This is a genomic window from Streptomyces katrae (assembly GCF_002028425.1).
Taxonomy (GTDB): Bacteria; Actinomycetota; Actinomycetes; order Streptomycetales; family Streptomycetaceae; genus Streptomyces; species Streptomyces katrae_A.
Genome location: NZ_CP020042.1, coordinates 5,909,377 through 5,924,248, shown reverse-complemented (window position 1 = coordinate 5,924,248; position 14,872 = coordinate 5,909,377). Strand labels below are relative to the sequence as shown.

Genomic DNA, 14,872 nt, shown 5'->3' with positions numbered 1-14,872 from the left:
CAGGGCGCCGAAGTCATCTCGTTTCAGCCCCGGAGGACACCCCACCCCGTCCCCGACCCCGGCCTCGGCGTCACGGGGCGAAGCGGTCCGGCCGGTAGGGGGTCAGCGGGAGCGGTGGGTCCGTTCGTGTCAGGGCCGCCGCGATCAGCCGGCCCGTTGCCGGGGCCAGGCCGATGCCCGCGCCCTCGTGGCCGCAGGCGTGGAGGAGGCCCGGGACCCGGGAGTCCGGCCCGATGGCCGGAAGGTGGTCCGGCAGGTAGGGGCGGAAGCCGTGGTAGGTGCGCATCACGCGGATGTCCGCCAGGACCGGGAAGAGGGCGGCGGCCTGGGCGGCCAGCCGGCGCAGGGCGTCGGTGGAGAGGGTGCGGTCGAAGCCGACCCGTTCGCGGGTGGCGCCGATCAGGACCGGGCCCGCGGGGGTGCCCTCGACCACCGCGGAGGACTGGAGGGACGCCGAGTCGCTGGCCACGTCCGCGATGTAGTCCGCCGCGTAGACCTTGTGGCGGATGAGCCGGGGAAGAGGTTCCGTCACCAGGACGAAGCCCCGGCGGGGGAGGACGGGGAGGGTGGTTCCCGCGAGTTCGGCGATCCGGCCCGCCCAGGTCCCCGCCGCGTTGACGACCGCGGGCGCGTGGAGGGTACGGCGTGCGGTGCGCACCCCCTGGACGGTGCCCGCCTTCAGGAGGAGTCCGGTGACCTCTTCGTTCAGGTACACCGTGGCGCCCGAGGCCTTCAGGAGGTGGGCCGCCGCCAGGGCCGGCTGGACCTGGGCGTCCTGGGGGTAGTGGAAGCCGCCCGCCAGGCCCGGGGCCAGGTGGGGTTCCAGGTCGTGCAGGGTCGCGACCTCGTTGGCGACGACCCCCGCGGCGCGCTGGCCCTCGGCGAAGTGGCGCAGGGCCTTGAGGGTGGTCTCGTCGGGGGCCACCACGAGGCCGCCCTTGGGCTCGTACTCGACGGCCCGGGGCAGTTCGGCGGACAGCTCCTGCCAGAGGCGGGTGGAGAGGAGGGCCAGGTCGAGCTCCGGCCCCGCCTCCTTGTCGGAGACGAGCAGGTTGCCCTCGCCCGCGCCGGTGGTGCCGCCTGCCACGGGGCCCCGGTCCACCACTGCCACGGAGAGACCGGAGCGGCTCGCGTAGTACGCGCACGCGGCTCCGACGACGCCGGCGCCAATGATCACGACGTCCATGTCAGTAATATGTCACATTCTTTTGATGGTGCCTAGGGTGGCCCGGGCCGGTTCCGCCCCCCATGGAATCGGAACCGGCCCGGGCGCGCGGTCAGCTTCGGAGGGGGCCCTCACAGCTGTAGGAGGAGGTGCCCGCCGCCTTGCTGCTCCAGATCTCCACCGGCCCGAAGGAACAGTTCATGTCGGCCAGGTTGTTGGAGGCCGCGCCGGCCCGGTCGAGGATGAAGTAGTCGACCGTCTCGGACATGTCCTTGAAGTTCTGGTCGTCGCTGCGCCAGTTCTTCAGGTTCGCGGTGATCCGGCCCGTACAGGTGAAGCGGCGCTTGCCGGGGTCGCCGTTCTCCACGCAGTCCGGCGTGTTGTACGTCGCCGACGCGAAGGAGGACTTCACCGACGCGAGCGCGGAGTCCCGCAGCTGGTCGTTGGCCGTGAAGGTGGTGTTCGGGACGTAGAGCTGGTCCACCTTGGCGATCTGGGCGTCCAGGAAGCGGTTGTAGTCGCGCTGGAGGTAGGTGTCCGCGCCCATGCGGTTGCGCCAGGCGTCGAAGCCGGCGACGTCGTTGGCGCGCAGGTAGCCGTACATCTCCCGCAGCAGGGAGGGCTTCTCGGTCCACAGGAACTCGAAGAACGTGCCCGCGTAGTTGTAGAAGCGGAAGCCGTCGCCGTCGTAGGTGGCGTGCAGGAGCTGGTCGATGCTCATGCGCGGGCCGCCGCCGGAGGTGTCGCTGATGATGCCCCTGACCAGGGACTTGCGGACGGCGATGCCGTTGTCGCGGGTGGAGCCGTCGAAGAACTCGGCGGTGCCCTCGTCCATGGCGGTGGTGCGGTCGCCCTGGTACCAGTCGCCCTGGCCGAAGAAGCCGGGGACGGCGAAGCGGCCGTTGAGGTAGTGCGTGTACTCGTGGCGGAAGAGCTCTTCCAGGGTGAGGGAGGAGTCCTGGGGGACGCGGCGCTGGTAGGTGTAGAAGGTGGCGCCGTTCTCGATGTAGATGCCGCCGTTGTTGGTGCCGTACCCGGTCAGGATCGGCTGGTAGTTCACGTAGTCCGCGCGGGAGGCGTAGAGCACGATGTTCAGCGTGGTGTTGGGGTCGCCGGCGAGCGGCTGGTCGGTGCCCAGGACACGGTGGAACTGGGTCTTGACCTGCTTGCTCGCGTAGTAGAGCTGGTCGACGGTGGCCCGGTCGAGGGCCGTGCGGACCTTGATGCCGCCGTTGTCGTAGGTGTAGGTGTACGGGAAGAGCTGCTTCTCGATGTCCTCCTTGCACACCCCGTACGGCTTGCACGCCTCGTAGAAGTTGAGCCAGGAGACCAGCTTGGCCCACTGCTCGCTGCTGTTGCCCCAGGTGGACTTGACCGGTTCGAGGAGGGCGCCGAGGTCGGCCGTGATCTGGTCCTTGAGGCCGTCGACCTGGCCGAAGCGGCCGTACTCGCCGAGGGCGTCGCGGGCGGCCCAGGCGTTGGCGCCGCCCTTGAGGTGGCCGTAGCCGGCGAAGGCCTTGAAGAGGGCGCGGTAGGCGGGGTCGGCCTTGACCGCGGCCTGGAAGGCGGCGTCGTTGTTGCCCGGGTAGACGCCCAGGTAGTTGACGGAGAGGGCCGCGAGGGCGGCGCCGCCCCAGGAGGCGTCCTGGTTGGTGGCCGGGTGGGAGGCGTCCAGGGTGGCCAGGACCTTCTTGATCAGGCCGAGCTGGTGCTGGCGCAGGCCGGGCGCGCTGCCCGCGTAGAGGGCCTCGCGCAGGGTGCGGGCGTTGGAGGCCGTGACGTCGAAGGTGTGGGCGGCGCCCGCGAAGTCGGCGATGGCCTGGCGCATGGCGTCGACGGTGGGGGCGTCGGTGACGTCGATCTCGGTGCGCGAGTAGTCGTGGTACACCACGGCGTGCAGGTAGGTGAACATCTCCTCCAGGTGGGAGGAGTCACGTCCGTCGTGGGCGGCGGACAGGCTGGATATCCGGCGGGAGACGGCCTGGACGTGGGCGTCGGACATGACGGGCGCGAGGCGCGCGTCCCAGGTCCATATGAGGTTGCGCAGGCAGCCGTCGGCGGTGACGGCCGGGTCGCCGAGGAAGTCGGCGAACTGCTCCGGGCTGAGCTTGGTGATCCCGTCAAGGGTGCAGGGGACGCCCGCGGCGACGCTCTTGGCGGTGGGCGCGGCCTGGGCGGTGGCCGCCTTGCGGCTCTTGTCGGCCCCGGGGGCCGCGTCGGCGGCGCCGGGAATCCGGTTGTCGGCGACGGACTTGCCGCCGGGTGCCGGGGCGGGGGCCGGGGCGAGCTGCTTGGCGTCGGCGAGGCGGTCGACCTCGTCGAAGGGGTTCGGCGCGGCGGCCGGACCGGCGGCGAAGGCGGCGGGCGCCGACGCGGCGGGTACGGCGGCGGGGGTGCCCCGCTCGGCGGCCTGGGTCACTGCCTGGCCCGCGGTGGCGAGGAGGGTGACCGTGACGGCGGCGGAGAGGAGAGACGTACGCACAGCTCTGTGCTGGGACACCTTGAGGCTCCTGTGGGAAGGGAGGTGGGGGTAGTGGTGCGTGAACTGCCCTGCTTCACACGGCGTTTGACGGGGATTAACGTGCCGCGGTGTGAGCTGTAACATAGTAATGTGAAATTGCACTGGCAACCCCTGTGCGCCCACCAGTTCAGCCCTTCTTGAGGGAGCCTCAGTGACCGACACCCCCTCCCGCCTGAACACCGGCAGCCACGACCTCCCGGTATCCGCAGAGTTGTCCCGCTTCATGGCGGGGAACTGGGCGCCCTCGCCCCTGCCGGCCGGCTCCCGGGTGACCGCGTACGAGGTCACCCCCGCCCGGCGCGCCCGGCTCTCCGCCCGCTTCCCCGGCGAGCGGCTGATCGTCCCGGCCGGCGAGCTGAGGGTCCGCTCCAACGACAGCGACTTCCGCTTCCGTCCGCACAGCGCGTACGCCTGGCTCACCGGGCTGACGGGCGAGGACCAGGTGGGCCACGTCCTGGTCCTGGAGCCCGCCGGGGCGCACGGCCACGAGCCCGTCCTCTACCTGCGCCCCCGCTCCGACCGCTCCGACGGCACCGAGGAGTTCTACCGGGACCGGCGCTACGGCGAGTTCTGGGTGGGCCGCCGCCCCGACCTCGCCGAGGCCGAGCGGCTGACCGGCTTGCGCTGCGCCCACCTCGACGCGCTCGGCGCCCCCACGGGACGCAACGCCGCCACCGACCCGGCGCTGGCCTCCGCCCTGTCGGAGCTGCGGCTCGTCAAGGACGCCTGGGAGGTCGACCAGCTCCAGCTCGCCGTCGACCACACCACCGCAGGGTTCGAGGACGTCGTACGGGCCCTGCCCGCCGCCCTCGACCACCCGCGTGGCGAGCGCTGGATCGAGGGCGTCTTCAACCTGCGGGCCCGCGCCGAGGGCAACGGCCTCGGCTACGAGACCATCGCCGCCTCAGGCGCGCACGCCTGCGTGCTGCACTGGATCCGCAACGACGGCCGCCTGAACCGCGACGAACTGCTGCTGCTGGACGGGGGCGTGGAGACCGACAGCCTCTACACCGCCGACATCACCCGCACCCTGCCGCTGTCCGGACGCTTCTCCCCCGTGCAGAAGCAGGTCTACGAGCTGGTGCTCGCCGCTCAGGAGGCCGGCATCGCCGCGCTCCGGCCCGGCGCGAGCTTCCGCGACTTCCACCGGGCCGGGATGCGCGTCATCGCCGAGGGTCTCGCCGAGTGGGGCGTGCTCAAGGACGCCGAGGGCGACCTGCACCGGCGCTACACCCTGTGCAGCAGCGGCCACATGCTCGGCCTCGACGTCCACGACTGCGCCCAGGCGCGCGCCGGCACCTACCTGGACGGCGTGCTGGAGGAGGGCCAGGTCCTCACGGTCGAGCCGGGCCTCTACCTCCAGCCGGACGACGAGACCCTCCCCGTCGAACTGCGCGGCATGGGCGTGCGCATCGAGGACGACCTGGTCATCACCTCCGACGGGGCCCGCCTGATGTCCGGCGCCCTGCCGCGCACGGTCGCCGGCATCGAGGAGTGGATGGGCACCCTCCTGGACGCCCGCTGACGCTGCCCGACGCCCGCTAAGCCGTCGCGGAGGAGGTGGCCCCGAGCGTCGCGGGGGCCGTGAGCCGGGTGACGAGCTCCTCCACGAACGCCTCGAGGTGGGGCGGATGCGGGCCGGGGCGGGTGGCGCAGAACCAGGTCCGGGTCAGCGGCTGCGCCCCGATGCGGACCAGCGCGAGCCCGTGCGAGGCGACGTACGGGGCCACCACCCAGTTCGGCAGCACCGTCACCCCCTGGCCGCCCGCCACCATCTCGACCACCAGGTCGGTCACCACGGGCATCGTGGTGATCCGGCCGGGCCGGGCCCCGGCGGGGAGCGGCAGCGGCATCGAGGGGATGCGCTTCTGGTCGTAGAAGTCGTAGAGGACCAGGTCGACGCCGTCGAAGTCACGGGCGGTCAGGTGCGCGCGGGAGGCCCACGGGTGTCCGGCGGGCACCACCGCCACCATCTCGTCCTCGAAGAGCCGGGTCAGGGTGACCCGGTCCATCTGCAGGTCCGGCTTGGTGACCAGCGCGACGTCCACCTGGTCGGCGAGCAGGGCCGGGATCGGGGCGTCGTCGGGCACGGCCGCGATCCGCACGTCGATGTCCGGCTCGCGTTCGCGGAAGGCGCGCAGTACGGGCGGCAGCCACGGGAAGGTGGTGCTGCACTGGGCGGTGAAGCGCACCCGCCGGTCGCGGCCGTCGCGCATCTCCCGCAGGTCGCGGGTGGCCGACTCCAGTTCGCCCAGGATGTGGTGGGCCGCGACGAGCATCCGGCGGCCCGCCGCATTGGGCACCAGGCGGCGGCCCTGCCGGTCGAAGAGCCGCATCCCGAGACGGCCCTCCAGGCGGGTCAGCCGCTGGCTGAGGGCGGGCTGGCTGACGTAGAGCCGCTCGGCGGCGGCGGTCAGGGAGCCCGCGGCGGCGGTGGCTTCCAGGAGCTCCAGGTCACGCAGGTCCACATCCATAACGCCGGATTATTACATGCTCCAATATCCGTCGTGGCGTTATGAGTTGAGGGCTCATACGTTTCTGGTGTCGCCGACGAACCGATCCGCCCCGAAAGGCACCCGGAACATGACCGACACCACCGCCCCCCGTACCACCGCCCTGATCACCGGCGCCTCCAGCGGCATCGGCCTGGACATCGCCCGCGCCTTCCTGGCCGACGGCGCCAACGTCGTCCTCAACGGCCGGGACGCCGACCGCCTCGCCAAGGCGGCCGCCGGCCTCGGCCATCCCGAGCGCACCGCCCGGGTCGCGGGCGCCATCGCCGCGCCGGAGACGGGCGAGTCCCTGGTCCGCACGGCGCTGGAGCGCTTCGGCCGCATCGACGTACTGGTCAACAACGCCGGCACCTTCGCCCCCAAGCCCTTCACCGAGGTCACCGAGGACGAACTCGACGGCTTCCTGACCGGCAACCTCAAGGGCACCTACCTCACCACCCAGGCCGTCGTACGGGCGCTGCGCGCCCAGGGCCGGGGCGGCAGCATCGTCAACATCGGCACCACCCTGGTGGACCACGCCATCGCCGGCTTCCCGGCCTCCGCCCCGGTGGTCAGCAAGGCCGGGGTGCACGCACTGACGACGAGCCTGGCCGCCGAGCTCGCGGCCGACGGCATCCGGGTCAACCTGGTGTCGCCCGGCATCATCCGCACCCCGCTGCACGCGGGTTCCGACGTGGACTCCTACGGCGGGCTCGCCCTGCTGGACCGGGTCGGCGAGGTCTCCGAGATCTCTGAGGCGGTGCTGTACCTGGCGGGCGCCACGTTCGTCACCGGCCACGCCCTGCGGGTGGACGGCGGCCACGTCACCGGCCGCCCCTGACCGCCGCCCCAACCCCCGCATCCCCACTTCCGGAAGGGACTTCCGCCATGCCGTACGTCAACGTCAAGATCACCCGTGAAGGCGCCACCGCCGCCCAGAAGGCCGAGATCATCGCCAGCGTCACCGACCTGCTGGTCAAGGTCCTCGACAAGGACCCCGCCACCACCTTCGTCCTGATCGACGAAGTCGCCCTGGAGGACTGGGGCGTGGGCGGGGTCCCGACCGAGGAGTACCGCCGCCGGACCCGCGCCTAGGCACGGGACCGCACGGCCTACGGGAGCACCGCGATCCCGTCCAGTTCCACCAGGGCCTCGGTGTCCCAGAGGCGGACCACCCCGACCACCGCCATCGCCGGGTAGTCGCGGCCCGCGAGCCGGCGCCAGATCCGGCCCAGTTCGGGGGCGTGCGCGCGGTAGTCCTCCACGTCCACCGCGTACACCGTCACCCGGGCCAGGTCCGAGGCGGCTCCGCCCGCCGCCGCGAGGGCCGTCAGCAGATTGGCCAGGGCGCGCTCGAACTGCTGCGGCAGGGTGTCACCCACCACTTTGCCGGAGCCGTCGAGGGCGGTCTGGCCGGCCAGGAACACCAGCCGGCCCCCGGTGGCGGCGACGGCGTGGGAGAAGCCCGTCGCCGGGGAGAGCTCCTCCGGGTTGATCCGGTCCGGACCGGGACGGTCGGGGCTCATCGGGCCGCCACCCTCCGGTAGAGCTCCTTGGCGATGATGCCGCGCTGCACCTCGCTGGCCCCCTCGTAGATCCTGGGCGCCCGCACCTCCCGGTACAGGTGCTCCAGCAGATGGCCCCGCCGCAGGGCGACCGCCCCGTGCAGCTGGACGGCGTGGTCGACCACGTACTGGGCGGTTTCCGTCGCGAGGAGCTTGGCCATCGCCGCCCGCCCCGGCACGTCCGGCGCGCCGTCGTCGTAGGCGCCGGCCGCCGCGTACACGAGCAGCCGGGCGGCCTCCGTACGGGTGGCCATCTCCGCCACCCGGTGCCCGACCGCCTGGAGGTCGGCCAGTACCCCGCCGAAGGCCGTGCGGCCGGCGGTGTGGGACAGCGTGGCGTCCAGCGCGGCCCGCGCCATGCCCACCGCGAAGGCCCCCACGCTCGGCCGGAACAGGTTCAGGGTCTCCATCGCCACCCGGAACCCCTGCCCCGGCTCACCCAGGACGTCCTCCCGGCCCACGGGCACCCCGTCGAAGGCCAGGGAGCCGATCGGGTGCGGCGAGAGCATGTCAAGGCCCTCGCCCGTCAGCCCGGGCCGGTCGGCCGGGACCAGGAAGGCGGTGATGCCCTTGGCGCCCGGCGCCTCCCCCGTCCGGGCGAAGACGGTGTAGAAATCGGCCTCGGGGGCGTTGGAGATCCAGCACTTGGCCCCCTCCAGCCTCCAGCCGGCCCCGTCCGGGGCGGCCGCCAGGGCCAGGGCCGCCGCGTCGGATCCGGCGCCCGGCTCGCTCAGCGCGAACGCCGCCACCAGCCGCCCCGCCCGGACCCCCGGCAGCCACCGCTCCCGCTGGACGGCACTGCCCGAGCGCAGCACCGGATGGCCCCCGAGGCCCTGGAGGGCCAGGGCCGTCTCCGCCTCGGTGCACCCGTAGGCAAGCGACTCCCGCAGCAGGCACAGATCCAGCGCGCCGGAGGAGAAGACCCGCTCCAGCAGACCCAGTTCCCCCAGCTCCGCCAGCAGCGGCCGGTTCACCCGGCCGGGCTCGCCCTTCTCTGCGAGCGGCCTGAGCCGCCGCTCCGCGAGGGCGCGCAACTGCCCGCACCATTGCTCTTGTTCCACTCCGAGCGCGAATCCGGCCATCCGAAGGCCCCCAAGTCCCGTCGTGTTCCTCTATCGCGTCCTGTTGACTGCCGTCACCATCACGATACGCTCTGGACAGATCAGCACGGCCGGCTCCACCCCAATCCGGACGTCGCAAGGGGGCGAACCCGCCTTGGAGCTCAAGCCTTCCGCCCACACCGACACCTTCGCGCGTGACAACCTGCCGCCCGCCCACGCCTGGCCGCAGCTCCTCTTCGAGCTGCCCGAACTGGCCTATCCGGACCGGCTCAACTGCGGCGCCGAACTGCTCGACGCCACCATCGGCCGGTTCGGGCCGGACCGGCCCGCCTTCCGCAGCGGCTCGGGCGAGGTGTGGTCCTACGGAGAGCTCCGCGCACGCGTGGACCGCCTCGCCCACGCCCTCACCGCCGACCTCGGCGTGGTCCCCGGCAACCGGGTGCTGCTGCGCGGGCCCACCGGGCCCTGGCTCGCCGCCTGCTGGCTGGCCGTGATGAAGGCGGGCGCGGTGGCCGTCACCGTACTGGCCCAGCAGCGCGCCCAGGAACTGGCGACGGTGTGCGCCATGGCCCGGGTCCGGCACGCCGTCTGCCACACCGACGCCCTCGACGACCTGGCCAGGGCAGCGGTGCCGGGGCTGCGGATCACCCCCTACGGCGGGGACTCCCCCGACGACCTCCTGCGGCTGGCCGAGTCCCACTCCGCCCCCTACCCCGCCGTCGAGACCTCCGCCGACGACGTGGCCCTCATCGCCTTCACCTCCGGGACCACGGGCCGTCCCAAGGGCTGCATGCACTTCCACCGCGACCTCCTCGCCGTCGCCGACACCTTCTCCCGTACCGTCCTCAGACCCCGCCCCGACGACGTCTTCGCCGGCAGTCCGCCCCTCGGCTTCACCTTCGGCCTCGGCGGACTGGTCGTCTTCCCGCTGCGGGCCGGGGCCTGCGCCCTGCTGCTGGAGGAGGCCGCACCCCGCCGCCTGCTGCCCGCCCTCGCCGAGCACCGGGTCAGCGTCCTGTTCACGGCCCCCACCGCCTACCGCTCGATGCTGGACACCCTGGGCCCCTACGACACCGGCGCCTACGACCTGTCCGCGCTGCGCCGCTGCGTCTCCGCCGGCGAGAACCTGCCCGCCGCCACCTGGCAGGCCTGGTACGAGCGCACCGGTTTGCGGATCATCAACGGCATCGGGGCCACCGAGCTGCTGCACATCTTCATCTCCGCCGCCGACGAGGACATCCGCCCCGGCACCACCGGCCGTGCCGTCCCCGGCTGGCAGGCCCGCGTGGTGGACCCCTCCGGCCGGCCCGTGCCCGACAACGAGCCCGGGCTGCTGGCCGTCCGCGGACCGGTCGGGTGCCGCTATCTGGCCGACCCCCGCCAGGGTGATTACGTCCGCGACGGCTGGAACCTGACCGGCGACACCTACGTCCGCGACCCCGACGGCTACTTTCGCTACGTCGCCCGCGCCGACGACATGATCATCTCCTCGGGCTACAACATCGCGGGCCCGGAGGTGGAGGAGGCGCTGCTGCGCCATCCCGACGTGGCAGAGGCCGCGGTCGTGGGCCGGCCCGACGAACGGCGCGGGCAGATCGTGGTGGCCTACACCGTGCCGCGCGAGGGGGCCGTGCTCACGGAGGAGGAGCTGCGGACCTTCATGAAGGGGGAGCTGGCCCCCCACAAATGCCCGCGGTCCTTCGTCTTCCTGCCCGCACTGCCGCGTACACCCACCGGCAAGCTCCAACGGTTCCGGCTGCGCGATCTAGAGTGAACCCGTGGTCGAGCAGCACACTCCGCGATCCCTGATCGTCACCTTCTTCGGCGCCTACGGGCGGTCCTTCGAGGGCGCCGTCCCGGTGTCCGCGCTGGTCCGCCTGCTGGGCGCGGCCGGGGTGGACGCGCCCTCCGTCCGCTCCTCGGTGTCCCGGCTCAAGCGGCGGGGCTTCCTGGTGCCCGCGAAGGCCGCGGACGGCTCGGCCGGCTACGAGCCCTCCGAGGAGGCCCGGCTGCTGCTGGAGGACGGCGACCGGCGGATCTACGGATCCGTCCCGGTCTCGCCGGAGTGGCTGGTCGCCGTCTTCTCCGTCCCGGAGCAGGAGCGGCACAAGCGGCACCTGCTGCGCTCGCGCCTGGCCCGGCTGGGCTTCGGGGCGGTGGCCCCGGGGGTGTGGATCGCACCGGCCCAGCTCGCCGAGGAGACCGGACACACCCTGGAGCGGCTGCACCTGACCGCGTACGTGGAGCTCTTCCGCGGCGCCCACCTCGGTTTCGCCCCGACGGCCGAGGCGGTGGCCCGCTGGTGGGACCTGGCCTCCCTGGCCAAGCAGCACGAGGAGTTCCTGGACCTGCACGAACCCGTCCTGCGGGCCCTGCAGTCGGGCCCCGAGCCCACCCCCGAGGCCGCCTACCGGGCCTACCTGCCCGCCCTGGACACCTGGCGGCGGCTGCCCTACGCGGACCCGGGGCTGCCGCGGGAGCTGCTTCCGGCCGACTGGCCGGGCGACCGGGCCGCGGCGGTCTTCACCGAACTGCACGCCCGGCTGCGCGACACCGGCGCCCGCTTCGTACAGCCCTCGTAGCCGGACCCCGCCCGCCGCCCGGCCGGGCGCGGGTACGGATGCGGGCGCGGGCGCGGGTCGCGATGCGGGTACGGGTGCCGGTGCGGTGACTGCGTGGGCGCTCATGGTTCCTCCTCGTCCGACGGCCCGCCACGGCGGCGGAGCCGGTGTCCTGCTCGCACTCCCAAGATCCCAGCGGCCCGCCCCCCGTTCCTCCCCCGCACGGGGGGATCGCCTCCCCCGCCCGGGGGAGCGCACCCGCCACTCCGCACGCCCTGGAAACCCGCCCCGCAGCGGCCGCGGGAAAACCCGGTGCGGGCCTGCTGCCCGGCCCGCCACGATGGGGCATGACCTGGACCTTCAGCACCGATCTGGCGGCCTACCTGGCCGCCGCGCGCCCTGCCGTGGCAGCACACCCCGTCGTCAACACCACCATGCTGAGCGCCATCGACGCCCTGGAGCGGCGCGGCCCGCAGGCCTACGGCGACGCCGAACCCGTCTTCGGCTGGTGGACCGGAACCGACGGGACCGTCGAAGGAGCCGTCCTCCACACACCGCCGTTCCCGCTGCTGCTCGGCGTCCTGCCCGCGGAGGCGGTCCGCGCCCTGGGCGGCGCGCTCTCCGCCGATCCCCTGCTCTCCCGCGTCACGAACTTCAACGCCCGCCGCGCCGACGCGCAGGCCCTGGCGGAGGCATGGGGCACGCCGACCCGCGTCGCCGAGGAGCTGCGCCTGTACCGGCTGGGCGCCCTGACGGCCCCCGACTCGGCCCCCCGGGGCCGGGCCCGCCGCGCCACCGAGGCCGACCTGCCGCTGCTGGCACGGTGGACCGCGGAGTTCGGCCAGGAGTGCGGCATCCCCGTCACCCCCTCCGAGGCCTCCCTGCGCGACCGGATCTCGTACGGCGGATTCCTCATCTGGGAGCACGAAGGCAGGCCGGTGTCCCTGGCCGCGTTCTTCCGCCCGATCGGCTCCGCCTCCCGCATCGGCCCCGTCTACACGCCGCCCGCCGAGCGGCGCCGCGGCTACGCCGCCGGGGTGACGCACGCGGCGAGCCGGGCGGCGCAGGCGGCCGGGGCCACCGAGGTCCTGCTCTTCACCGACCTCGCCAACCCCACCAGCAACAGCGTCTACCAGCGCCTCGGCTTCACCCCCGTCGAGGACCGCGTCGAGCGGGTCCGCACCTGAGGCGGCCCCGTACGGCGCCGCGCCACCTCATCCCTTGCCGGTCGGAGGCTTGCGGCTGCCCGCCCGGTACGGGGCGGGCCAGGGCGCGCCCGGGCCGGCGTACTCCTGGTCGGCGGCGGCGTGCAGGGTCCAGTGCGGGTCGTACAGGTGCGGGCGGCCCAGGGCGCACAGGTCGGCGCGGCCGGCCAGCAGCAGGGAGTTGACGTCGTCCCAGGAGGAGATCGCGCCGACGGCGATGACGGGGATCCCCAGCGCGTTGCGGATCCGGTCGGCGTACGGGGTCTGGTAGGAGCGACCGTACTCGGGAGCCTCGTCCGCGACCACCTGTCCGGTGGACACGTCGACGGCGTCGGCGCCGTGCGCGGCGAACGCGGCCGCGATCCGCTCCGCCTCCTCGGGCGTGGTGCCGCCGGGCGCCCAGTCGGTCGCCGACAGCCGGACGGTCATCGGGCGGTCCGCGGGCCAGACCTCGCGGACGGTGTCGAAGACCTCCAGGGGGAAGCGCAGCCGGTTCTCCAGGGAACCCCCGTAGGCGTCGTCGCGTTGGTTGGTGAGGGGGGAGAGGAAGCCGGACAGCAGGTAGCCGTGGGCGCAGTGCAGTTCCAGCAGGTCGAAGCCGCAGTCGGCGGCCCGTGCGGCGGCCGCCGCGAACTCGGCGCGGACGGCGGCGAGCCCGGCGGCGTCCAGGGCGCGGGGGACGGCGGAGACGCCGGGCCTGTAGGGCAGTGGGGAGGCGGCCACCAGGGGCCAGTTGCCCTCCGGGAGCGGTTCGTCCATGCCCTCCCACATGAGCCGGGTCGAGCCCTTGCGGCCGGAGTGGCCGAGCTGGACCCCGAGGGCGGTGCCGGGCGCCGAGGCGTGGACGAAGTCGGCGATCCGTTTCCAGGCAGCGGCCTGCTCCGCCGTCCACAGCCCCGCGCAGCCGGGGGTGATCCGGCCTTCGGCGCTGACGCAGACCATCTCCGTCATGACCAGCCCGGCCCCGCCCAGGGCCCGCCCGCCCAGGTGCACCAGGTGGAAGTCGCCGGGCACCCCGTCCTCGGCGGAGTACATGTCCATCGGCGAGACGACGACCCGGTTGCGCAGGGTCAGCCCGCGCAGGGTGAACGGGGTGAACATGGGCGGGGTCACCGGCCCGTCGGGCCCCTCCTGCGGGCAGCCGAAGTCGGCCTCGACCGCGCGGGTGAAGCGGGGGTCGCGCAGCCGCAGGTTCTCGTGCGTGACCCGGCGGCTGCGGGTGAGCAGGTTGAAGGCGAACTGCCGGGCGGGCTGGCCGACGTAGCCGCCGATCTCCTCGAACCAGCGCATGCTGGCGGCGGCGGCCCGCTGGGTGCTGGCCACGGCGGGCCTGCGTTCGGCCTCGTAGGCGGCCAGGGCATCGGGGACCTCGGGGTGCGCGGCGACGGCCTCGGCGAGCGCGAGGGCGTCCTCGACGGCGAGTTTGGTTCCGGAGCCGATGGAGAAGTGGGCCGTGTGGGCGGCGTCGCCGAGGAGGACCACGTTGCCGTGCGACCAGCGTTCGTTGACGACGGTGTGGAACCGGGTCCACGCGGAGCGGTTCCCGCGCAGCGGCCTGCCCCGCAGTGCCTCGGCGAAGATCTTGGCGCAGCGGGCGGCGGACTCCTCCTCGTCGCACAGGTCGAGGCCGGCGGCCCGCCAGACCTCCTCGCGCATCTCGACGATGGCGGTGGAGGAGTCGGTGGAGTAGGGGTAGGCGTGCAGCTGCATGATGCCGTGCTCGGTCTCCGCGATCTCGAAGCGGAAGGCGTCGAAGGCGAAGTCGGCGGCGAGCCAGACGTAACGGCAGCGGCCGGGGGTGACGGTGGGCCGGAAGTGCTCGGCGCCGCTCTCGCGGGTGGCACTGTGCACCCCGTCGGCCGCGACCACCAGGTCGTAGGCGCCGGCGAGAGCCCAGGCGTCGGGGGCCGCGGCGCGGAAGCGGAGCCGCACGCCGAGGGCTTCGCAGCGGGCGTGCAGGATCTCCAGGAGGCGGCGCCGGCCGAGGGCGGCGAAGCCGTGGCCGCCGGAGGTCAGCAGCCGGCCGCGGTGGACGACGTCCACGTCGTCCCAGCGGACGAACTCGGCGGCGAGGGCGGCGTGGACGATCGTGTCGGCGCGTTCGATACCGCCGAGGGTCTCGTCGGAGAGGACGACGCCGAAGCCGAAGGTGTCGTCGGGGGCGCCGCGCTCCCACAGGTCGACGGCGTGCCCCTGGCGGGCCAGGAGCGCGGCGGCGTAGAGCCCGCCCGGCCCCCCGCCGATGACGGCCACCCGTTTGGCGGGCGGGGCGGACCCGAGCGCGGGAACGGACGGGGACACG

At 73.5% G+C, this 14,872-nt stretch carries 12 protein-coding genes; 6 read left to right on the top strand and 6 right to left on the bottom strand.

The window, feature by feature from the left end:
* Window positions 1–70: 70 nt before the first annotated feature.
* Window positions 71–1,186, bottom strand: coding sequence for an NAD(P)/FAD-dependent oxidoreductase (locus tag B4U46_RS26960; RefSeq protein WP_079430245.1), 1,116 nt, complete (start codon window positions 1,184–1,186; stop codon window positions 71–73).
* Window positions 1,187–1,277: 91 nt separating this feature from the next.
* Window positions 1,278–3,665 carry a collagenase gene (locus B4U46_RS26955; protein ID WP_079430244.1) on the bottom strand — a complete coding sequence of 796 codons (2,388 nt, stop codon included), beginning with the start codon at window positions 3,663–3,665 and terminating at the stop codon, window positions 1,278–1,280.
* Window positions 3,666–3,837: 172 nt separating this feature from the next.
* Between B4U46_RS26955 and B4U46_RS26950 the strand changes: the two genes are divergently transcribed.
* Window positions 3,838–5,211, top strand: coding sequence for an aminopeptidase P family protein (locus B4U46_RS26950; RefSeq protein WP_079430243.1), 1,374 nt, complete (start codon window positions 3,838–3,840; stop codon window positions 5,209–5,211).
* A 16-nt stretch (window positions 5,212–5,227) separates the two neighbouring features.
* On the opposite strand, the gene B4U46_RS26945 is transcribed toward B4U46_RS26950, so the two are convergent.
* Window positions 5,228–6,160, bottom strand: a complete 933-nt coding sequence (locus B4U46_RS26945) for a LysR family transcriptional regulator (RefSeq protein ID WP_079430242.1) — start codon at window positions 6,158–6,160, stop codon at window positions 5,228–5,230.
* A gap of 109 nt (window positions 6,161–6,269) precedes the next feature.
* Here B4U46_RS26945 and B4U46_RS26940 point away from each other — a divergent pair, with 109 nt between their 5' ends.
* Complete coding sequence (locus B4U46_RS26940) at window positions 6,270–7,019, top strand: SDR family NAD(P)-dependent oxidoreductase (RefSeq protein WP_079430241.1); 750 nt, start codon at window positions 6,270–6,272, stop codon at window positions 7,017–7,019.
* Window positions 7,020–7,066: 47 nt separating this feature from the next.
* Window positions 7,067–7,273, top strand: a complete 207-nt coding sequence (locus B4U46_RS26935; protein WP_079430240.1) for a tautomerase family protein — start codon at window positions 7,067–7,069, stop codon at window positions 7,271–7,273.
* Window positions 7,274–7,290: 17 nt separating this feature from the next.
* On the opposite strand, the gene B4U46_RS26930 is transcribed toward B4U46_RS26935, so the two are convergent.
* Window positions 7,291–7,704 carry a RidA family protein gene (locus B4U46_RS26930; protein ID WP_079430239.1) on the bottom strand — a complete coding sequence of 138 codons (414 nt, stop codon included), beginning with the start codon at window positions 7,702–7,704 and terminating at the stop codon, window positions 7,291–7,293.
* Window positions 7,701–8,825 (bottom strand): acyl-CoA dehydrogenase family protein, encoded by a 1,125-nt coding sequence (locus B4U46_RS26925; RefSeq protein WP_079430238.1) that lies wholly within the window; start codon window positions 8,823–8,825, stop codon window positions 7,701–7,703. Before B4U46_RS26925 ends, B4U46_RS26930 begins: the two co-directional genes overlap by 4 nt.
* A gap of 133 nt (window positions 8,826–8,958) precedes the next feature.
* Between B4U46_RS26925 and B4U46_RS26920 the strand changes: the two genes are divergently transcribed.
* The 3 genes from B4U46_RS26920 (at window position 8,959) to B4U46_RS26910 (ending at window position 12,552) form a co-directional block, all read left to right on the top strand.
* Window positions 8,959–10,578 (top strand): AMP-binding protein, encoded by a 1,620-nt coding sequence (locus tag B4U46_RS26920; RefSeq protein ID WP_079430237.1) that lies wholly within the window; start codon window positions 8,959–8,961, stop codon window positions 10,576–10,578.
* 4 nt (window positions 10,579–10,582) lie between these two features.
* Window positions 10,583–11,386, top strand: a complete 804-nt coding sequence (locus tag B4U46_RS26915) for a PaaX family transcriptional regulator C-terminal domain-containing protein (RefSeq protein WP_079430236.1) — start codon at window positions 10,583–10,585, stop codon at window positions 11,384–11,386.
* Between the two features lie 326 nt (window positions 11,387–11,712).
* Window positions 11,713–12,552, top strand: a complete 840-nt coding sequence (locus tag B4U46_RS26910; RefSeq protein ID WP_079430235.1) for a GNAT family N-acetyltransferase — start codon at window positions 11,713–11,715, stop codon at window positions 12,550–12,552.
* A gap of 27 nt (window positions 12,553–12,579) precedes the next feature.
* Here the strand turns inward: B4U46_RS26910 and B4U46_RS26905 are convergent, their stop codons facing one another.
* Window positions 12,580–14,871 (bottom strand): bifunctional salicylyl-CoA 5-hydroxylase/oxidoreductase, encoded by a 2,292-nt coding sequence (locus B4U46_RS26905; RefSeq protein WP_079430234.1) that lies wholly within the window; start codon window positions 14,869–14,871, stop codon window positions 12,580–12,582.
* Window position 14,872: the final 1 nt, after the last annotated feature.